This window comes from Pareuzebyella sediminis, assembly GCF_008367235.1.
GTDB classification, from domain to species: Bacteria; Bacteroidota; Bacteroidia; order Flavobacteriales; family Flavobacteriaceae; genus Pareuzebyella; species Pareuzebyella sediminis.
In genome coordinates this window covers 331266-353593 of the sequence record NZ_VTZS01000002.1, presented here as the reverse complement: position 1 = coordinate 353593, position 22328 = coordinate 331266, and the positions used below count along the sequence as shown (strand labels likewise).

General features: G+C 42.6%; 9 protein-coding genes. All 9 read right to left on the bottom strand.

Annotation, left to right across the window (positions count from 1 at the left end):
• Positions 1–3 precede the first annotated feature (3 nt).
• Positions 4–2421: an ABC transporter permease gene (locus F2B13_RS08185; RefSeq protein WP_149274592.1), complete on the bottom strand. Its 2418-nt coding sequence runs from the start codon at positions 2419–2421 to the stop codon at positions 4–6.
• Between the two features lie 14 nt (positions 2422–2435).
• Positions 2436–4820: an ABC transporter permease gene (locus tag F2B13_RS08180; protein WP_149274591.1), complete on the bottom strand. Its 2385-nt coding sequence runs from the start codon at positions 4818–4820 to the stop codon at positions 2436–2438.
• Positions 4821–5006: 186 nt separating this feature from the next.
• Positions 5007–7406: an ABC transporter permease gene (locus tag F2B13_RS08175; RefSeq protein ID WP_149303969.1), complete on the bottom strand. Its 2400-nt coding sequence runs from the start codon at positions 7404–7406 to the stop codon at positions 5007–5009.
• Positions 7407–7483: 77 nt separating this feature from the next.
• Entirely contained in the window at positions 7484–9865 is a 2382-nt protein-coding gene (locus F2B13_RS08170) for an ABC transporter permease (RefSeq protein ID WP_149303968.1), read from the bottom strand.
• Between the two features lie 17 nt (positions 9866–9882).
• Positions 9883–12297, bottom strand: coding sequence for an ABC transporter permease (locus F2B13_RS08165; RefSeq protein WP_149274588.1), 2415 nt, complete (start codon positions 12295–12297; stop codon positions 9883–9885).
• A gap of 231 nt (positions 12298–12528) precedes the next feature.
• Positions 12529–14946 carry an ABC transporter permease gene (locus F2B13_RS08160; protein WP_149274587.1) on the bottom strand — a complete coding sequence of 806 codons (2418 nt, stop codon included), beginning with the start codon at positions 14944–14946 and terminating at the stop codon, positions 12529–12531.
• A gap of 26 nt (positions 14947–14972) precedes the next feature.
• Complete coding sequence (locus tag F2B13_RS08155) at positions 14973–17420, bottom strand: ABC transporter permease (RefSeq protein ID WP_149303967.1); 2448 nt, start codon at positions 17418–17420, stop codon at positions 14973–14975.
• A 24-nt stretch (positions 17421–17444) separates the two neighbouring features.
• The gene (locus F2B13_RS08150) at positions 17445–19859 is read right to left on the bottom strand and encodes an ABC transporter permease (protein ID WP_149274585.1); all 2415 of its coding nucleotides are present in this window, start codon (positions 19857–19859) and stop codon (positions 17445–17447) included.
• Positions 19860–19885: 26 nt separating this feature from the next.
• Entirely contained in the window at positions 19886–22318 is a 2433-nt protein-coding gene (locus F2B13_RS08145) for an ABC transporter permease (protein ID WP_149303966.1), read from the bottom strand.
• Positions 22319–22328 lie beyond the last annotated feature (10 nt).

Sequence of the window (22328 nt, the reverse complement as noted above, 5' to 3'; positions counted from 1 at the left end):
TAATTATTCATCGCGCAACGCATCAACGGGATTGGCTACCGCTGCCCGAAAACTTTGCCAGCTAACGGTGAGTAGGGCGATGAGTAAGGCTGTTAGACCGGCCAAGCCGAAGATCCACCAACTCATCTCGGTCTTGTAGGCAAAACCCTCGAGCCATTTGTTCATGGCGTACCACGAAAGGGGTACCGCGGCAATAAAAGCGAGGGCGACCCATGTGACAAAATCTTTATTTAAGAGTGCGAGAATTTGTGTGATCGTTGCACCGTTGACCTTACGTATGCCGATTTCTTTTCGACGCTGTATGCACGTATAGGAGGTCAATCCGAAAAGGCCCATGGAGGCAATCAGTATGGCCAGGATGGTAAAAATCTGAAAAGCTTTGGCAAATTTTCTATCCTCTACATATTGCTTCTGAAAATTTTGATCTAAAAAAGTGTAGCCAAATGTGCTTTCCGGAAAAACTTGATGCCAAATTTTATTTAATTGTTCCAAGGCTTGCGTCATGCTTGCCAAAGAGGCCGTACGTTTATCGAGTTTTACCAAGACATTGCTAATCGCTTTATTATGGGTTATAATCATAGGCTCGATAGGGGTTTTCAATCCGAAATGATGATAGTCCTTTACGATTCCGGTCACAGTCCAATCTTGATCCCAAAATTTGATGGTCTTTCCTATCATGCCCTGCAAATCGGTGACTTCTATAAAACTTGCCATTTTTTCGTTAATTACGATGTTATGGCTCCATTCTTGGGCTGTTTGCGGAAAGCCTTCCCCTGCGATAAATTCCATTCCCATCAAATCAAAATAATCGGGCTGAACGGTGTAGTTATACCATATGCGTTTATCATCGGTTTTTCCGTTCGGAAAAGTAATGCCAAAACTAGAATTCAAATTTGTAAAATCATCCCCGGGATATGTCTGCGATAAGGTCACATTGTCTACATAAGGACTTTTCTTAAGTTCGTTCATCAACGTACTAAAATCTCGCTTGAGCAAAGAATCCCTATCCCTGTTCAGTACTTGGCCGTTCAGGGTCACCAAATGGTTTAAATCGGCACCAATCGGGCGATCTTGGAGAAAACGAATTTGTTTATTGGCTATAAAGGCCCCGGTCAATAGGGTTATCGTCGTCAAAAATTGTCCAATAATCAATCCTCTTCTCAAATTGAGCCCTTTGGTGGAAGTCTGCAATTTCCCTTTTAGCACCGTTATCGACTTGTACTTGCTCAAAACAAAAGCCGGATAGAATGCCGACAAGGTAGCCCCTAAGAGCATGAACACGAAAAACGGCAAGAGCCCCTTAATTTGGGTACTGTTTAGTTTTAAATCTAACCCCACGAACCGATTAAAAACAGGAAGTAAAACATAGGCCGCACCGATGGCCAAGACTATGGCGATAAAGTTTAAGAGACCTGATTCGATAAGGGATTGCAAGATCAATTGTGGCCTTCTTGCCCCAACGACCTTACGAACACCTATTTCCTTGGCACGTTCTAGGGATTTGCTGGTAGAGAGATTGACATAATTCATCCAAGACAGCAGAATGGTGATAAAAGCAATAATGGCTAAAAGCCGGATGCTATTTGCATTGCCATTTGCCTCGGCCTCATAGGGCTTGTTCGAATTAAGATGTATATCCTCAATCGGTTCTAAATGATGTCTTTCATTTTTTAAACCTTCCGGTTCATACGCCATTATCTTTTCGTTCAAGGAAGCGACATCGGCATTCCCATCCAATTTTAAATAGGTAAAATATTCATTTTGGTTCCATGTATATTCCCAATCACGTTCAAAGATAGGCCAGGTATAAAAGGTTTTGAAGGAGACTAAAAAATCGTTTTTGATATGGGTATTTGGCCCAGTGCTGTCTAGAATTCCTGTAACGGTAAAAGGGGTATTGCCATCCGCTGCAATCTGAATTGTTTTTCCCATAGGGTCCTCGTTCCCAAATATTTTTTGTGCCAAATACGATGTCAACACAATGGAGTAGGGTTCGTTCAACGCAGTGCTAAGGTCACCCTTGTTCAATGTACGGTCAAAAACATTAAAATAAGACGGGTCTGCCAATGCCCCTGTATTCTTATCAAAAACAGTATTGTTATGAAGTAGTATCACTCCTTTGACACGCCTTAACCTCACAAAATCTTGAATTTCAGGGAATTCCTGCTTTAATGCCGGGCCACTTACGATATAGGCGTTAGCATCCCCGGGCACCCATTCGCCGCCCTCCAGATAATCCATATACACCCGATGTACATTTTCAGAACCTTCGAATTTGTCATAACTATTCTCGTAGTTTACGTAAAGCATTATTAAGATAAATGAGGCTATCCCTATGGCGAGGCCAACAATGTTGATAAAGGAGTACAGCTTGTTTTTGAGCAGGTACCTCGTGGCGATTTTTAAGAATAGGGTAGACATAGGTGTTTTTTCTATTATTCTGTGCGCAAACTTTTTACCGGGTTGGCCAAGGCCGATTTTACTGCTTGAAGGCCTAGGGTAAAACCGGTAATGAGAAATGCTATCAAGCCGCTGAGCGCGAACATCCACCATTGAATGCTGATGCTATAGGCAAAACTGCCCAACCATGTGTTCATTACATACCCCGCTATGGGGAAAGCGACCAAGGCCGCGATACCCACAAGAACGATATAGTCTTTAGACAGCAACACTATAATTTTAAATATTCCGGCCCCCAACACCTTGCGTATTCCAATTTCCTTAACCCTTCTTTTGGCCATAAAGGAGATGAGGCCGAACATACCCAAACAGGAAATAAAAATGGTCAGAAGGGCGACGATATTGACCGTTTTTAATATGCCATCTATCAATCGGTATTGTGCGCCTACCATATCGGTCAATACTTCTTGCGAGTAGGTTCTGCGCGAATTCATATTTTCGAATTCCGAGGCAATTAGTTCTTCTACGCTTTTTTCATGACCCGGCATAATCCGTACAGAGAGAAAACGATGGGCAACCAGGTTTTCCTTATCTTGATAAAAGTGTACCAAAGGCTCTACGGCGTATTGCATGTTCTGATAATGAAAATCTTCCATGACGCCAACGACAGGGAATCCCGATGAGGGATCATCTTTATATTTCAATCTTTTTCCTTCGATGGTATTCCAGCCTAGCGCCTCCATGGCAGTTCGGTTGATGATTACCGGGTTATCTGCTGCATTATCGATAGTTTCATCAAAGTCCCTACCAGTTACTATTGGAATCTTCAACGTTTCGAGGTAGCCGTCATCCGTGAAGGCACGGCGCATACGGACATCCCTTTTGGTATTGGCATCATAAAATGGCGAGTATCTGAAAGGATAGTCCGAGGGAACCACATCACTTGTCGAAATACTCTCAACATACGGGTCGGCCTGTAACCGGTTCAATAGGGCTTCGAAGTTCGAAACGGCAGCATCCGCATCCCTATAATCCAAATCAATTTTACCCACCACAATATGTTCCCTTTCAAAGCCCAGGGGCGCCTCTTTCATGTAGTCGATCTGACTGTTAAGAATGATAGCGACACAGATAAAAAGAATGGCGATGGAAAATTGAAGGATGATAAATGAATTTTTAAGGAGAAAGTTACTTTTCACGGCCTCTATCTTTCCCTTGATTCCCGTCGATACGGGTACGGAAATAAAACGCAAGGTCGGCAATATACCTACTACCAAAGTTACCAGTATTCCCAAACCAAAAGCATAGAGAACAACAGGATAATCTTTGGTCACATTGAAGGATATCTTACCAAAATCCGCTCCATAGGCCTCGTTAATCCCGGGCAATAAAAAAGCAAGAAATAAGACCCCGGAAATAAGGATGGACAAAAAAACCAAAATGCCGTTCTCTAGACAGAACTGAAAGATGACACTTTTTTTGCTCCCTCCCAATATCTTGCGTACCGCAATATCCTTGATACGCCGAAACATGGTCGAGGTGTTTAGGTTGAGTAGGTTTACCAACACGATAAGCAGTACAAAACATGCTACTGCAATTGACCCATGGATGATTGTCTTGACTACGGGAATGGCATCCATACGCATATCGGCATGGGGCATCGCTTTTATAGATGCGACAGTACTTGGATCAGGATAGTTTTTCTGTACCAATCCATACACCAATTGATTGAACTGGGAAATATCAGTATTGGGCCGTAGCCTCAAATAGCTAGGGGTAAAGCTATTGTACCAACCTGAATTTGCCATAAAAGTCGGATTATCCCTCAACAATTCATTGGGCAGTATGACCCCCAAACGAAACGTAGAATACGGACTGATCGGCTCAAAAACCCCGGTCACGGTAACGTGTAATGAATCATCCGCAATTAAGGTCTCCCCTACCGGGTTCTTAGTGCCGAAAATCTTTTGGCTTACCCTATCGGTTAAGATGATGGAATATTTTTTGTTCAGGGCTGTCTCAGGATCGCCATACTTCAAGGGCAAGGTGAATACCTTAAAAAAGTCATTGTCTACATAGTCGGTACGTTCCTGAAGCTCCAAATCGCCTTTTTTCAGCCACATATTACCCCAGCCATGTACATGTGTGCCCGCAATTACATCGGGTGACGATTTTACGATTTCATCTAGTAAGGGAAACACATTATCAACGAATGAAAGGCCATCGGTGCCCGTAGTTTTTAAGTAATATATATGCTCTTGCCCTTCTAAATTCGAATCTGCGGTGTAGTACGCATACACCGAAAAAATTAAGGTCAAAACGCTACCGATGCCAATGCTCAGTCCCAATAGATTGAGTGTAGAAAGCATCCTGTTTTTCCATAGGTTTCGGAGGGATAGTTTGAGATGGTTTGTGAGCATTTTAGTCGCTTTAGTATCAGGATGGTTATTCAGAAACGATTTTCATGCCACGCTAACAAATAACTGACTATCAGTATATTAATTATGTACCAATATAGAAAGACACCACAAAGCGTAAAATATTTTGACAATCTCTGTACAATATTTTTACAGCGTAGATACCCCTCAAAGTGAAATGCTAGGGGGTTATTCCGTTCTCAAGCTTTTTACCGGGTTGGCATTGGCTGCCTTGATGGCCTGAAAACTCACCGTTAGCATTGTTATGGCCAAGGCGCCTATAGCGGCCAAGGCAAAAATCCACCATTCGAGAATGACATGATAGGGGTAGTCTTGCAACCAACCGTTCATCACATAATAGGAAATCGGAATCGCTATAAAACAGGAGATAATCACCAGTTTTAAGAAGTCTTTCGACAACATGTTCCACACATTGAATACAGTAGCCCCAAGTACTTTTCGAACACCGATTTCCTTGGTACGTTGCTCTGCCACAAAAGAGGTAAGGCCAAACAGCCCAAGACAACTGATCAAAATGGCAAGTGCGGTGAAAATTCCCGATAGGGTACCTATGCGTTCTTCGGCGGCAAATTTGTCTCCATATTCCTCGTCAACGAAGTCATATTGAAACGGAAGATCGGGAAAATGCTCTTTAAATACCCGTTCAATAATAGCTATATTCTGGCTTGCACTTTGCTTAGGGTTCAATCGTAGATTATAGAAACTCGAATTGCCGTATTTGTCGTACACATACACCCCTTGTTTTACCGGTTGGTAGGGGGATTGCGTAATCATATCTTGAACCACGCCAATAATTTTAAGTGGCGGGCCAGGATCCTCTTCATCATCGTCCCTTAAAAATTTACCCACGGGATCGGTGATACCTAAATATTTTTTGGCAGTTTCATTGATCAGCACGGCATTGGAATCCGTGGCGAATTCCCGTGAAAAATCCCTGCCCTCGATAATCTTTAGGTTCAATGATTTGGCATATTCCGGCGTGACTTCCGTCCATGCGAGATCTTCTTGGAACCCCTCGGGCTTCCCGTCCCAATCGAAGCCACTTCGATTCGACCAGATTTGGGTGGTCGGGCTACTTGATGCCGACATTTCAACGACCGCATTGGAGTTCAAAAACTCACTGCGCATCAAGTCATATTTCCCTGCAAAGTCTTGGCTAAAGGTCGGTATTTGTACCAAACCTTCCTTATCATAACCCACGGGCCGGTTCTTGGCATGGTTGATCTGCTGCATGACGATGAAAGTGCCGATGATGAAAGCTACGGAAACGGTAAATTGCAACACCACCAATATTTTACGGGGCAAGCCGGAATATTTACCTCCCTTAAATGTACCTTTCAATACGTCAACGGGCCGGAAAGACGACAAATACAGAGCGGGATAACTACCTGCCAATACCGCTGTCAATAGAATAAAAACGAGCGACCATATCCAAAAAACAGGTTCGCCCCAAGGAAATGTGATTTCCTTTTTCGCCAAGTCGTTAAAGCCGTTCAGAGCCATTAACACAATAAGTAGCGCAAGGATAAAAGCGAAAAGGGTCACCAAAAAAGATTCGCTCAAAAACTGATTGATCAATTGTTTTCGTTGCGACCCTATAGATTTTCGTATGCCGACCTCCTTCGCCCGTTTTTCAGATCGTGCCGTGCTCAAATTCATGAAATTGATACAGGCCAGTATAAGCACGAACGCCCCGATAATACCGAACAGCCACACATATTTGATTCGGCCCCCGACCTGCTTTCCATTTTCGAAATTGCCCCGCAGGTACCATTCTTTCATAGGAAAAAGAAATATTTGCGGGTCAAATTCGGCCGTATCCTCGTTCAGGTCTTTTTTGACGTTTAGAATGCGATCGGTCACCTGTTCCATAGTGGTGTTGTCGGCAATTTGGACGAACATCTGAAACGAGTTGTTTCCCCATTGGTCCTCCGCATTTTTCATCCACTCTTGGGTGGCCAATAACTTGTCCCATGGCATTAGATACTCTAGGTCGTTGAACGAATTATTGAAAGGAATATCCTCATAGACGGCACTAACGACCACATCATACTGATTGTTCACTTCCACGGTTTTCCCAATAGGTTCCTCTTCCCCGAAAAGGGCATCGGCCACGGATTTGGAAAGCATTACCGAATTCAGCTCACGTAGCCCATCTTTTTCCCCTTTTAGAATTTTTAAGTCAAACAATTCCGGAGCTTCGCGCTGCATAAAGTTCCCTGTCTTGGAGAGGCTTTTCTCTTTATACTTCAAATACCTCGACACGTTCCACGACGACATGACCAGATGCTTGAAATTATCCGCATAGCTTTCCCGGAGTGCCATTTCCAAAGGTCGCGGTATGGCCGGGCCGGTACCCGTTTGGCCGTTGAACGTCTGCGATTGGTATATTTGGGCGATTTCGTTTCGATTCTCGAAATAATCGTTATGGGTCAACTCGTCTTCCATCCACAGCCCGATAATCAAGGTAACGGCCATCCCTAAGGCCAGCCCCCCAATATTGATAGCAGAGTAGCCCTTGTTCTTCTTCAAGTTTCGCCACGCGATCTTCAAATAGTTCTTTATCATGATTGTTCGATTTGATTAATGCTTCTTTGAAAATAAGAGGCCCTTTACAGTAAGGACTCGTATTTTTACTAAATGTTTCACTCTGTGCGCAAACTTTTTACCGGGTTGGTGTTCGCCGCTTTTATCGCTTGGACACTTATAGTTACTAATGCTACTAGTATTGCCAGTACACCGGCCACTACAAATGCTGTCCACCCCATATCGATTCTATAGGTAAACTGTAACAGCCAATCGTTCATAAAAAAATAGGCTATTGGGCAAGCCGCAAGTAGTGCAACAACAACCAATATCAAAAAATCTTTGGTAACAAGTGAGACTATGGCAACGGTTGAAGAACCCAATACCTTTCTAATACCTATCTCTTTGGTACGTTGTACCACATTATGGGATACCAAACCGAACATACCCATACTCGCAATAAAAAGTGCCAGTATCGTGAAAATGTTAAATGTATTGCCCAATCTTATTTCGCTGTTATAGAGTTGGGCATAGGTATCATCTAAAAATTTAACATCAAAAGGCACCAAGGGTGCTGCCTCGTTCATTACAGAAGTGATGTACTTTTTTGTTTCCTCATAATTATCGGTACTGATGCTCATTATTACTTCCCCATAATTTTTGGCCCATTCAGGCCTAATTCTCATATAAAGGGGTTCTATCGCGAGATTAAACTTTTGGATATGGAAATCTTTTACGACGCCTATCACTTTGCCCTCATCAAATGCTTTTCCTACCGATGTTTTCCAACCTAACGATCGGGCCGCTGCCTCATTAATGATATAACCCTCCTTTTCATCTATTGCAAAATCTTCGGAAAACGCCCTTCCCTCAACGATTTCCATACCTAAAACATCTATGAAATTATAGTCAACAAAGGTTCTATAAACTCCAAGCTGCTGCTTGGTGGTATTACCCTCCCAATTAGAAATAGGTCCTTGATTATCAAATTCCAATGGTATTTGAGTACTTATGGAAACCTTATTTATCATGGGATTTTTAAGCAGTTCATTTCTTATGACATTTTCATTTTCCGCAATTTCAGGAGTCGAATAGGGTACGTGCACCATATGGTCTTTATCATAGCCTAGGTTTTTGTCTTGCGTAAATTGAAGTTGTTGGTAGATAATCAAACTGCCTATGGCCAAAACGATTGCCGCGGTAAACTGGGCAACTACCAAACCATTTCTGAGCCAGGCATTTCCTCCTGTATTTTTCAAAAAATGTCCCTTAAAAGCTTTGGCCGGTGAAACACCGGAGAGGAAAACCGAGGGGTACAGCCCCGATAGGCTCGCTACTACAATGGCCATACTAAACATACCGAGAAGTAGCCACCTATTACCTACTAGGTCCAACGGAATGTTCTTGTTTAGCAACTGCCCAAATTCAGGCAAAAGCAGAGCGGCCAAAAACAAGGCGAGTAAAAAACTAATGATGGTAAAAAGAAACGATTCGCCTAAAAACTGAAACAAAAGCTGTCTTCTACTGGCTCCCAAAACCTTGGTCATACCAATTTCCTTGGATCTTTGTGCCGACCGTACCGTGGTCAAATTCATATAATTTATCGACGCCAAAAGCAAGATGACAAAAGCGATCAAGCTGTAGAGATACACATATTTCATATCTCCATTGGGCTCCAGTTCAAAATTAACTTTAGAGTAGAGATGAATATCTTTTAAAGGTTGAAGCTTATAAATAGGAGGTTCAAGTCCATACTTCGCATACTCTTCTTCAGAATTTTTTTGATACACCAATAGCTTATCTTCCAATTCTTTGGAATCGGTTCCACTGGCCAGTTTCACGTAAGTGACCGCCACATTATTTCCCCATGCATTCTTATTATGCGAATAATAAGGAGCCTCACTGATTGAAGCAATATAGGAGTAGCTAAAATGTTGATTTTTGGGAGGGTCGGCAATAACGCCTTTAATCGTAAATTCGGTTTTACGTTCAAAAGTTATGTTCCGGTCCAAAGGAGATTCATCTCCAAAAAACTTTTTGGCCAAGCTTTCTGTAAGTAGGACGTTCAAGGGCTCTTCCAGAGCGGATTTTCCTTCTCCTGAAATCTGTTTTATAGTAAACACCTCAAAAAAACCATTATCGGCGAAAATGCCTTTCTCGCTAAATACCTCTTCGCCTTTGCTCAATAGGTTCGAACGCAAGTCAATAGTTGTTTTGGCCTCTACCTCTGGAAAATCACGGACCATGGCCGTACCTAAAGGCAAGGGCGTGCCGGAAAATAAATCAGTGCCTTTGTATTCATTGCCCGGTTGTTGGCTAATAACCCTATATATATCATCCACATTTTCGTGTTGCCTATCATAACTGAGTTCATACTGAACAAAGAGAGCGATTAGAATAAAGGAAGTCATCCCAATGGTCAAACCCGTCAAATTGATAAAGGAATACAATTTCCCTTTTTTAAAATTCCGCCAAGCAATTTTCAGATAGTTTTTAAACATGGTATTTCATTGGTGTGCTATTCGTCTCTTAGGGCTTTCACAGGATTCATGGTCGCGGCCCGATAACTTTTCCAGCCGATGGTTAAAAAGGCAATACATAGCGTAACCAGTGCAGCTAAGGCCAACAGCCACCCTTGTATCTCTATCCGATAGGCAAAGCCTTGCAGCCATTTGTCCATCAGATAATAGCCCAAGGGAAAGGCCACCAAAAATGATAATCCGACCAATTTTAAAAAATCTTTGGAGAGCATACCCATGATCTGAGGAACACTGGAACCCAACACTTTTCGAATACCGATTTCCTTGAAACGCTGTTCGGCCGTAAAGGTCACCAGCCCAAACAGACCCAGGCAAGCTACCAATATGGTCAGCAGCGCAAATACGTTCAGCACCGTGCCCATTTTCTGTTCCGAAACATAGGTCTGACGGTACGATTCGTTCAACAAGGTATAATTGAAAATTTCATCGGTATGGAAACCGTTCCATAAATTTCTGGCATCGGCTATCAGTCCGGCCATAGCTCCGGTTTTTGCCCTTACGATAAGTCCGCCGGACGAACCGTACACCATAATCAAGGGTTCTATGGCCCGATGGAGCGATTCGTGATGAAAATCTTTGACCACGCCGATTACGGTAAGCTTTTGGTTTTCTGGATCGCTAGCCCTTTCAAAGGTCTTTCCAACAGGGTTTTCTCCCAACCCGAAAGCCTTGGCCGCACTTTGATTGATAATGGTCTTGCCCTCTTCCGAACCGAAAGCATCGGAAAAATTACGCCCTTCCACCAGTTGCATGCCCATAACCGGGAGGTAATTTTCGTCTACATTGTAGAGTGCGCTCCTTCGCTTGAACTTCCCATCCTTGTAGATGCCGTAGACTGCATTGTCGGAAGGGCCTGCCGGAACAAAAGAGGATTGTGCAACCCCCGCCACTTTCGGGTCTTTTAACAACTCGTTTTTTAGGACCTCGTTATCGTTACACAAAAGATAGGAATCCCTTAGCACGAGAATCTGATCTTTATCGTAGCCCAAATTCTTGTGCTGTATATAATCCATTTGTTGGTTTACTACCAGAACCGCCAAAATCAGTCCGGCCGAGATCACAAATTGAAAAACGACCAGTCCGCTTCGTATTCCCTTGCTTTTCCCGAATCCCAAGAATTTACTTTTCAGGGCGGATATCGGTTTAAAGGACGAAAGAAAAAACGCAGGATACCCCCCCGCCAAAAGGCTGATAAAAACCGTGGCGACAAAAAGCGCCCCCAGTACGGAAGGTTTTAACAGTTGCCCCAAGGCTAGTTCCTTCCCGGAAAGACTGTTGAAAAAAGGAAGCGAAACAGACAATAACACCGTAGCGATCAACATGGCAATCACGGTCGCAATGGCCGATTCCGCCAAGAATTGCTTGATCAATTGCTGCTTGTTCGACCCCAATACTTTTCTAATGCCGACCTCCTTTGCCCTTTTTGACGCTGCCGCCGTGGAGAGGTTCATGAAGTTTATGCAGGCAATCAACAGCATAAACAGGGCGACCGCACTGAAAATATAAACGTACTTTATGTCTCCGCCTTCCTCTATGGTAGAGGCCTTTGAAAATTCAGGATTTAGATGGATGTCCGTTAAGGGTTGCAAATAAAGTCCTAAGGAGTTTTCTTGGTTGAATTCGGCATAGCTTACCCCAAGTTCTTCTTGTAACTGCGGGCCCATGTTCTGTTTTAATACTTCGGGCAGTTTCGCTTCCAACTGCTTATGATCATATCCTTTGCGCAAGACCAAATACGTATTAAAATCGGAATTCATCCACGTGCCCGAATGCGCCAGTTCATGGCCCTCCATCGAAACAAAACCCTTGAAGTGAAAGTGGGAGTTTTGCGGCACCTCATCGATTACGGCGGTAACCTCATAAGGCTGCCGTTCTTCGTTCAGTCTCAGCTGTTTTCCGATCGCCCCTTCGATACTTCCAAAATAGCGCTCGGCCTCCTTTTTGGTCAAAACCATGGTAAAAGGCTCCCTTAGGGGGTCGGCCCTTTCCCCTTCTATGATCGGTAGGGTAAACACCTCGAAAAAGTTCGGGTCTACCCAGGCGTACTTGCTGTTCTGAAAGGTGGTATTATCGACGATGATATTCGGTTCACCCATTCGGCGTAGGCGTGTGGCCTGTTCCACTTCAGGAAATTGGCGCTTTAGGGTTTCGGCCACAGGGGGCATAACGACGGCCTCGCGTACATCTTCACCTTCAATTTTCGCCTTGAAAACGACCCGTACGATTTCGTCCGCTTTTTCATTGTACCGATCGTAACTCAATTCGTCAACCACAAAAAGCATGATCATCAAACAAGAGGCAATGCCCAAGGCCAGCCCTGTAATGTTAATGGAGAATATTCCTTTATTTCTAAGGATGTTCCGCCACGCGATTTTGATATAGTTCTTGAACATGAAGTTTGTTTTAATTTTTATCGATGTTGAATGGGCTCTTCATATTCTAAAACCAAATTCATGCCATACGGTCAAACAAATGATAATCAGAATATTAAGGCGTAAAAGAATCCTATTGTGTAAAATATTTTGACGATTGATGTACAATATATTTACAAGTAAAACCTGATATTCCTTTTACCAAAACTCCTTCAACCCAATACTTCTTATCAAAAAAAAAGACTACTAAGCTTATTCCGTGCGTAAACTTTTTGCGGGGTTGGCCATGGCCGCCTTTATTGATTGAAAGCCAACTGTTAACAAGGTGAGGGCCAAGCAAGCCAACCCTGCAATACCGATCATCCACCATTTTAATTCTATGTGAAAAGCAAAACCTGAAAGCCATCCATGCAACAAATACCAGATTATAGGTGCTGCGATCAACAACCCTATGAGCATTAACCTTACAAAATCATGGGATAGCAGACGAGTCAGCTGTAACACGCTTGACCCCAATACCTTTCGGATTCCGATTTCCTTGGTCCTACTCTTGGCGACAAAGGCACTCATGGCAAACAATCCCATACAGGCCAAGAAAACAACAATGCCCGCAAAGAAATTGAGGAGCCTAAAACGTAGCCTGTCTTGCTCAAAAAAACGGGCAAACTTATCCGAAAGAATATTTACTTCTATGGGCGTGGCCTCATCGAACGAATCGTTCACATCACTTAAATCGCCCAAAGTTTTTGACCAATCCGATGTGCTGATCTGCAATGCATAGTAGTCAATGCTCTGAATGGGATTGTTCCAATTTCCGATAATCAAAGGTTTGATGGACGTTCTGAAATCTTCCATCTGAAAATCCTCTACGACTCCGGCTATCTGCACATTCATATTTCCATTCTCATCAAGTACTTGTATGTACTTACCAACCGGATTTTCAATTCCCAAGGTTTGGACCACCGCATTGTTTATCAACACTTTGGTGCTGTCGGAAGGTATGCCGGAGAAGTTTTTTCCTGACAATACATTGATTTGAAAGGTGCTTAAGAAGTCTTTGTCGGCACCAATGAACAATAGGTCTTTGGCATTGGTATTGGGCTGTCCCATTTGCATCGCCTTAATTTCTTCCAAATTTTTCCATTCCCCGGGTACCCGCGAGGCCACGCTCACCGATTTCACTTCGGGAATTCTTAAAAATTCCGTTTTTATAGCTTCAAACTGATTTCTTAAAATCCTACTGTTTATGTCCACGGTGACCAATCCGTCCATAGTAAAACCCATTTCTCTATTTTCAAGAAAATTCATTTGTTTGTTGAACACAAAGGAGGCGGTCAAAAAAGAGATTACGGCAACAAATTGAAAGACCAACACGGCCCTTCTAAAAGGCAGTTTCGATTCTTTTGTGGAAACGGTTTGTTTCAATGATGACGAAGTGCCCGTTCTAATGATCAACCAAAATGGGTAGAGTACCGAAAGTAGACTCAGCACCAGACCATAGATGATCGTTAAAAGAATGCCCGTAATGGGTATTCCGGATAGGCTGATCGTTGTATCGAACCAACTTTTTATCGATGGTTGTGAGGCCCATAACAATAGATACGCCAATACCATGGAAACGGCCACCAATAAAAAGCTTTCCGTTAAAAATTGAGCTAAAAGTTGTTTTTTTCCGGCACCAACTATTTGCCGCATTCCAATTTCCCTTGCCCGATCCATAAAAGCAATGTTCAGCAAGCCGGCATAATTGAAACAGGCCACCACTAAAATGAGGATGGCGACCCAAAAAAACAACCTTACATATAATTCGTTGCCCTTGTTCTTGTTGATCTCATGTTCCACATCGCCATTATATAAATGGATGTCCTGTACGGGTTGAACTGAAAAAACACTGTTGTAGTTGGGATTATTAGCATTGTTCCGACTTGCCAAAGCAGTTATTTTATCCCCCAATGCAGCTACATCTGTATTGGGCATCAATTTAAAATAGGTGATAAGTTGGCTACTGTCCCAATTCGAGTCCATATAGTCGCTGTACCAATTATAAACATCCGAGGCCATTTGTTCGGTGATAAAAATAATGTTCTCAAAATGGGAATTCTCTGGAAAATCTTCCAAAACCCCAACAACATTAAAATCCCTTCCGCCCGCTTTCAATGTTTTGTTGAGCGCAGTTTCGTTTCCAAAATACCGCTCTTTTATGGTCTTTGTCAATATAATTCCGTTGAGATGGTTTTTAAGGTCTTCTACACTCCCCTCGACTAGATCAAAGTCAAATACTTCCAAGAAATTATCATCTAAAATTGCAAGGTGTTCGTGGTGGGAATTGGCAGGGTCGTTTCCGAATGTGATACGCCCCATGGTCATAACCTGTGTCTGTGTTTCCACTTCATCAAAAGCAATTTCGGACTCAATACCTACTCTTGGAGGGCTGACTGCCATTTCCCGCTCCGTTCCGTTTTCATCGGTCGTGTTCTGAAGGAGTCGATAAACACCCTCTTGACCTAAATCAAAAGAACGCTCTTTCAATACATAGGAATTCAAAAGGAAAAAACAGAAAAAGCCCAAGGTAAGCCCAAGGATATTTGTGACGGCGAACGACCTATGATTCTTTAGATATCGAATCGCAACTTTTAAATGGTTCTTAAACATGATTGTTCGTTTTTTCATGCCTCGACTTCTCTCAGCACAAGTTTTTATTCCGTTCGCAAACTTTTTACGGGGTTTGTATTTGCCTTTGCGATAGTTCGAATGCTCATTATGATTAGAGAAATGATGCCCATGATCATACCGCTCAAGGCAAATACCCACCAGCTCATTTTGGTTTTATAGGCAAAATCCTGTAGCCAATTATGTAATCCATACCATGCAATTGGGGCGGCAATCAAAAATGCAATTCCCACCAAGATCAAGAATTCCTTACACAACAAAACATTTAGTTGTGTTAAAGAAGCACCCAGTACTTTTCTTATACCAATTTCTTTTGTACGCCTTTCCGTGGTATAGACCACTAGTCCCAAAAGCCCCAAACAACTGATCAGAATAGCCAGACTAGTGGCCCATTGCAATAAAGTGGACGTTCTGCGTTCCTGCTCATAGAACCTCTGAACCATATCATCCATAAACTGGACTTTAAAATCCGCCTCGGGATAAATATTGTTCCAAGATTTTTCAATCTGTGCAAGGGTTTCCGACCAATTTGGCGATTGGCCGGTATTAAGGGAAAAATGGACGGTATTGAATCTTGTAAAACGTTCGCGATACCAATCACCGGCAAATGCCATTGGTTCTATATCCGATTTCAACGACCTTTGGTTAAAATTTTCCATAACACCAACAATTGGGTAAGATTCGTCATTGATCTTCAGCATTTTACCAAGGGCATCTTGCGGATTTTTAAAACCCAATCGCTTTACATAGGCCTCGTTGATGACAAACTCCCGTATGGTGTCATTTAACTGCTGCCTGCCTGCCAGAAGCGCTATATCATATAAATTCAAATAGTTTCTATCACCATAGAGAAACAATAATTCCGTGTTGATTTCCTTGTCATCAGCATAATAGGTGACATGCGAGGAGTTGGAACTGAAAGAAGCAGGTGGATGACTGCTTAGACTTACACCTGTGACCAAGGGCTGTGCCTTGATTTCATTCATAAATAGCATACGTTTCTCCATAGATTCATAATGCCACGGGGTCTGTATATTCGCGACAGCCTCCGTTTTTATGCCCATATCCTTTGTCATCAAAAAGTTAAGTTGTTTGCCGACCAATACTGTACCGATGATAAAAACTTGGGCAATGACGAACTGAAAAACCGTCAAATACTTTCGCAATAAAGATTTATTGCCTTTGGCCTGCCCTTGATTTTTTAGAACAGATATGGGGCGGAAATTGGAAAGTACCATTCCAGGATAAAACCCGGACAGGAAGGTTACCACGACCAGTGTCAGTATCATAAATAGAATTAAAAATGGGTCCGAAAAGAGTTCAAAATCTAGACCAGCAGGAAGAAAATCGGAGAAGGCCCTTATCAAACCAAAAGCTAGAAACAGTGATAACAATGCTGCTGCAAGTGTCAATAAAAAAGTTTCTCCCAAAAATTGATATACCAACTGCTTTTTAGAACTGCCCAACGTTTTTCGAATTCCTATCTCTTTGGCACGTTGTGTGGCCTGTGCGGTATTTAGGTTGATAAAATTAACACACCCCAACAGCAATAGGAACAAACCAATACAGCCCAAGCTTAGCAGCACTGATTTACTGGCCCTACTCGAATTGAAATCAAAGGTGTTATAGTTAGGGTCAAAATGCAGATCAGCGATGGGTTGCATATAAAACTTTCTGGTCTGCCCATATGATTTCATTTCCGCATCAGCCTGTTTTTCAGCAATCTTATCCAATTCGGATTGAATGGTTTTAGAACTGGCATTTTCGGCAATACCCACAAACAATTGGGAAGCGGAACTTGTACTGTTCCATCCGGAATATTTCAAAAGATTTGTCATATCCGAGTTGTCCGCCGTTTTCAAAGAGATAAATTCCTCAAAGACCAAATCGGTACGGTTTTCCCAATTGGCAACAATTCCTGTAATTTTGGTCGGTATCGTATCTTGATAAATCAAAGTACTTCCTACAATTTCACTTAAATCCTTGTCTGGAAAATACATCTTGGCCCTTTTCTCCGTCAACACCAATTCATTGGGGTTTTGCAATACGTTTTCATTAGACCCAGCAAGCCATCGATACTTAAAAAGATTAAAATAGCCTTCATCCGCGTAAACCACATATTTTGGTTTCTTGAATACCTTTTCATTTTCAAGGTTCTTGACATACAACGGATACGTCAAAAATAGCGGTGCTACTGTCTCTAGTCCCGGCAATCCTTCTTTTAAGTCAGTTCCCAATGCCACCGTTACCCCAGAATTATAAAATTTTCCATCTGGAGTAGTAAACTCGGTAGTAATTCTGTGGATTCGGTCTCTATTTGGGTGGAATTTATCAAAACTAAGGTCATAATAGGCCATCAGTCCAATTACAAAAGAAGCACTGAGTCCAATTGCCAAACTTGTAATCTTGATCAACGAAAAGAACTTGTGTTTGGTAATATTTCTAAATGCAGTTTTCCAATAGTTCTTGAACATGGTTCCCGTTTTTTATTTTATGAGCTATTCCGTTCGTAAGCTTTTTAAAGGTTTCATAAAAGCTGCTGCGATAGATTGATAGCTTATAGTGAGCATGGCGATAGCAAGTGCAATCATGGCGGCTGAGATAAAAATTCCCCACCCTATCGTAATTCTATAGGCAAAATCCTCTAACCAACGGTTCATTAGATACCAACCAATAGGTATGGCGATACAGATAGAAACAACAATCAACTTCATAAATTCCATGGTCAATAATTGATAAATGCTTTTAAACGGAGCGCCTAGAACCAAACGAATACTGATTTCCTTTTTGCGTTGTTCTACCAAAAAGGCTGAAAGAGCGAATAAACCCAAGCAAGCGACAAGTATGGCAAACAAAGCAAAACTGTTGAATATTTTTCCCATGCGTTGCACATCATCGTGCATTTGGGCAAATTCTTGATCAAGGAAGGTATATTCAAAAGCTTGGTTCGGCACATATTCTTGCCACACCTCTTCAATATCTTGCAATGCCGGGGTTGTAGCACCTGCATTTAATTTTATGGATACAATGCTCGGGCTATTACCAATGACCAAACTAAGGGGTGTAATTTCTTCCTTAAGGTTTTTAAAATGAAAATCTTCCATCACCCCAATAATGGTCCAATCTTGACCATTATCGATATGTTTTCCGATAGGGTTATCAAATCCCAGCTCCCTTGCCATGGCTGTGTTGATCACTATTGCAGAGGAATCACTGGCAAATTCCTTAGAAAACCCCCTACCCTTTTTTACATGGATTCCTAGCGTGTTTATATAATCAAAATCCACCCGCCATTTCTGGCTGGGCACACGGCGTTCCTGGTCCCCACCATCCGCTTTTTGAAAAGAATTTCCATTGCGCTTAGTACCGTCCACTGGAAGATAATCGCTTACCGATACACTTTTAACTTCCGACAATGCCAACAGTCTATCCTTAAAGGTCTGAATGTTGTCGTTCAATAAATTTGTTCCTTCTACCATTAGCACCTGCTCCTTATCAAATCCCAGCTTCTTATCCAGAATGAAGTTCATTTGTTGGTAAATAATCAGCGTACCTATAATCAAAACGACCGAGGTGGTAAATTGAAAAACGACCAAACCACTGCGTAATCTGCCACTTTTACTTCCTATGCTCAAATTTCCCTTAAGAACGTTAACTGGTTTGAATGCCGACAGATAGAGTGCAGGGTACAGCCCTGCCAATACCCCGACGATTAGGGCAACAAATACTATTAAAGGCAAGAACCACCATGCCGCCCATGGCATCACCATGTTCTTCACAGCGATCGAATTGAATGTTGGCAATAACGTCCATGCCAACAATACCCCGATTACAAAAGAAATAAGGCTAAATATAACCGATTCCGTTAAAAACTGACTGACCAAATTACCTTTAAAGGCCCCGACGGTTTTTCTCAAGCCCACCTCTTTTGCCCTGTTTGCAGACTTCGCCGTGGAAAGATTTATGAAATTAATCACTGCCAAAAGAAGCACAAAACCGGCAATGGCCGCGAACAACCAAACAAAACGAATGTCACCATGCTTTAACCTGTCTCCCATTTTGATGTCCGACTTTAGGTGAATGTCCGTTATGGGTTGTAATCTATATTCCAACGTTTTCAAGACCTCTACGAAATCCTGCCCTGCCCCTCGTTCCATTTGGGCAGGAATGAAGTAATCTTCCAATATGGCACTCATTTTATTTTCTAGGGATGCAATACTTGTATTTTGGTCCACCAACAGATAGGTAAAATAATTGGTAGTCGTCCAGCTCGTATTTTTATCCTCGATTACTAATAGAAAATCGAAATCGAGATGGGATTTCTCTAAAGGGTTTTCTTTGATAACGCCCGTTACCGTATAGGGCTTACCTGTATCGTTATCTAAAAAAATGGTACTACCAAGGGCATTCCCATTGGGAAAATATTTGGAGGCTTTCTCCTCCGTCATTACAATACTGCCGGGGTTGGCCAACACTTGATGCAAATTGCCCTCTTTTAAATCGAACTCCAATATTTCAAAAGCCTGTTGGTCTGCGAAAATAAAGCCCTCCTCAAAGTTACTCTGAGAGGCTCCTTTTACCCGTAACGATCTTCTTCCGGCACCAAAGAGTTCACTGGTATTGATTTTACCCGCTTTTTCAATTTCAGGATAGGTGGATTCGAGCGTTTCAGCAAATAGACGTTGAAAGTGAACACTTTTTAAGGTCTCCCCGTTCATTTGACCTTGCATGACTACCCTATATATTCTATCCTTATTCTGATAGTGCGCATCATAGCTTAGTTCATTCTTAATGAACAAGGCAATCAGCAGGCAGGCGGCAATTCCAACAGCGAAACCACCAATCTTTATTAAGGTAAAGAGCCTATCCCTTTTAATACTTCGCCAAGCTATCTTTAGATGTGCTTTTAACATGATTTTTTTGTTTTTGATAGGTTATGTTATTCCGTGCGTAAACTCTTTACCGGGTTCACTATGGCCGCTTTGATACTCTGAAAACTGACCGTAACAACGGCTATGGCAACCGATAAAAATGCCGCCAAAGCCAATATCCACCACGGTATGTCGATACGGTATGTAAAGTCTTCCAACCATTTGTTCATGGCATACCACCCCAAAGGCAAGGAAATGAGTATAGCGACAGCGACCATTTTTAAGAAATCGGTAGTCAACCGGAAGGTTATTTGACCTACGCTCGCCCCGAGTACCTTTCGAATACCGATCTCTTTGGTTCTTTTCTGTGCATTGAACGCCGCTAGACCGAAAAGCCCGAGACAGGCTATAAGAATAGAGAGGATGGTAAATACAACAAAAATATGCCCTAGTTTTTGTTCTGCCTCATAGGTCGCGTTGAAGGCATCTTCCATAAACCTATAGTTGAAGAGTTGCCCAGGAGCCATTTGGTTCCAAATGCTTTCGATCTGCCGTAAGGTATCGGTAAAGTCTCCGGCCTTTATCTTTACCGCCATAGCTCCGGGAAAACCTCCCAAAGAAAGATTCAACGGCCCGATGTTCTCCCTCAACGATTCAAAATGGAAATTTTTCACCACCCCTATTACCGTATAGAATATAGGGCTTTCCTCCCCCAGATCCCCTGAAATCCGCATTCCCAGGGCCTCATCGGGGGTAACGCCCATGAGGTCTACTGCCGACTCGTTAAGTATCATGGCCGTAGAGTCGGTCGCAAATTTTCTGTCAAAGTCCCGACCCGCGACAAGCGCAATATCCAGAGTTGAAAGGTAATCATGATCTACGCGCCATTCTTGCATTTGCAATGCATTTTCCTGTTCGGTGGCCCTCTCCTTAAAAAAGGAATTATTATTACGAAAGGAAGGTATCGGCAAATAGCCGCTTAAGGTGGCATTGCTCACCTGCGCCAGTTTTTGCACTTCCTTTTTGAAGGATTGTAGCTGTTCACCCACTACACTGACGTCCTCAACAATCAAAATCTGATCTTTGGCATACCCGAGATCTTTGCCCTGAATGTATTGCAATTGTTGAAAGACAACCAAGGTTGCCACAATCAAAAAGACCGAAATTGCAAACTGAAAAACGACCAGGGAATTACGAATTCGTCCACCCCCAATACTGTTTTGACCACTTCCCTGAAGCACTTTGGCCGCTACGAAACGCGACATAAAAAACGCAGGATAACTACCCGCGAAGATGCCCAGAAGTAATGTAGCCATGAGTAAAATAATCCAGAAAATCGGATGTGCAAAAGGAATGGAAACCGACTTGCCTGAAAGCTCATTGAAAAAAGGAAGGGCTACCATCGTAATGATAATTGACAGTAACAAGGAGATGAATGCAATCAACCCGGATTCGGTCAAGAATTGACGGATCAGTTCCGATTTATTGGAGCCCAAGGTTTTTCTAATACCCACCTCTTTGGCCCGTTTTAGCGAATGCGCCGTTGACAGGTTCATAAAGTTTACACTTGCCAATACAATGAGAAAGAGACCGATAAAAAAGAGAATGTACACATTCTGAATACTGCTATTGGCGCTGAGCTCACTGTCCCTCGAAGAATATAGATGGATGTCTGTAAGCGGGATGGTACTGTAATTCAAATAATTGCCGGAGGCGATGAAACCCTCTTTAGTAATTCCAGGGAAAAAACCCTGTACATATGGAAAGATATATGTATCGAGCATCGATTGAAGCGGCTCTTGAAAGTCGGCGATATCAGCCCCGGGAATGAGTTTGATAAACGTAAAATAATTGTGGCTGGTCCATAACATTTGCTGTGCATCTTCGAAACCTGCCATGGCCATAAAGACGCTATGATCGCGTAATAATGAATTTGCCGGCAGATCATCTATAACGCCGGTAACGGTGTAGGTTTCAGAATTGTTCAACAACATTTTTTGGCCCAAGGCCTCTTGCAACCCGAAATGTTTTTCTGCAGCGGTCTTTGTAAGCACTAGGGTATTGGGCTCGGTCAACGCACTTTTGGCGTCCCCCACCAATAGATCGATACCGAACATTTTAAGGAAGGTAGAATCGACAAACGCCACGTTAGACTCCCTTGTATTCGACTCGGCACCACTTTTTCGGAGAAGTAGGCTTCCACGGTTTCGTATTCTGGTCGTAGTCTCTATTTGGGAAAAATCATTTTGTATGGCTTGGGCCATAGGGGCCGATACTTCAGCAGATTTCATATCGGAGCCGCCAAACCTGATGTCGGCATTAATGCGATAAATTCGGTCCGCATCGGGAAACATCTTGTCGAAGCTCAGTTCATCATAGATGTACAGTGATATCAGTAAACCTCCGGCCATTCCGATGGCGAGGCCCAGCGTATTCAAAAAAGTAAAAAAGGGCTGCTTTTTAAGACTTCGCCACGCGATTTTTATATAGTTCTTAAACATGGTTCTCGTT

Excerpts from the sequence above, each read along its gene's own strand:
- F2B13_RS08185 (WP_149274592.1), bottom strand. The coding sequence starts at position 2,421 with ATGTCTACCCTATTCTTAAAAATCGCCACGAGGTACCTGCTCAAAAAC.
- F2B13_RS08180 (WP_149274591.1), bottom strand. The coding sequence starts at position 4,820 with ATGCTCACAAACCATCTCAAACTATCCCTCCGAAACCTATGGAAAAAC.
- F2B13_RS08175 (WP_149303969.1), bottom strand. The coding sequence starts at position 7,406 with ATGATAAAGAACTATTTGAAGATCGCGTGGCGAAACTTGAAGAAGAAC.
- F2B13_RS08170 (WP_149303968.1), bottom strand. The coding sequence starts at position 9,865 with ATGTTTAAAAACTATCTGAAAATTGCTTGGCGGAATTTTAAAAAAGGG.
- F2B13_RS08165 (WP_149274588.1), bottom strand. The coding sequence starts at position 12,297 with ATGTTCAAGAACTATATCAAAATCGCGTGGCGGAACATCCTTAGAAAT.
- F2B13_RS08160 (WP_149274587.1), bottom strand. The coding sequence starts at position 14,946 with ATGAAAAAACGAACAATCATGTTTAAGAACCATTTAAAAGTTGCGATT.
- F2B13_RS08155 (WP_149303967.1), bottom strand. The coding sequence starts at position 17,420 with ATGTTCAAGAACTATTGGAAAACTGCATTTAGAAATATTACCAAACAC.
- F2B13_RS08150 (WP_149274585.1), bottom strand. The coding sequence starts at position 19,859 with ATGTTAAAAGCACATCTAAAGATAGCTTGGCGAAGTATTAAAAGGGAT.
- F2B13_RS08145 (WP_149303966.1), bottom strand. The coding sequence starts at position 22,318 with ATGTTTAAGAACTATATAAAAATCGCGTGGCGAAGTCTTAAAAAGCAG.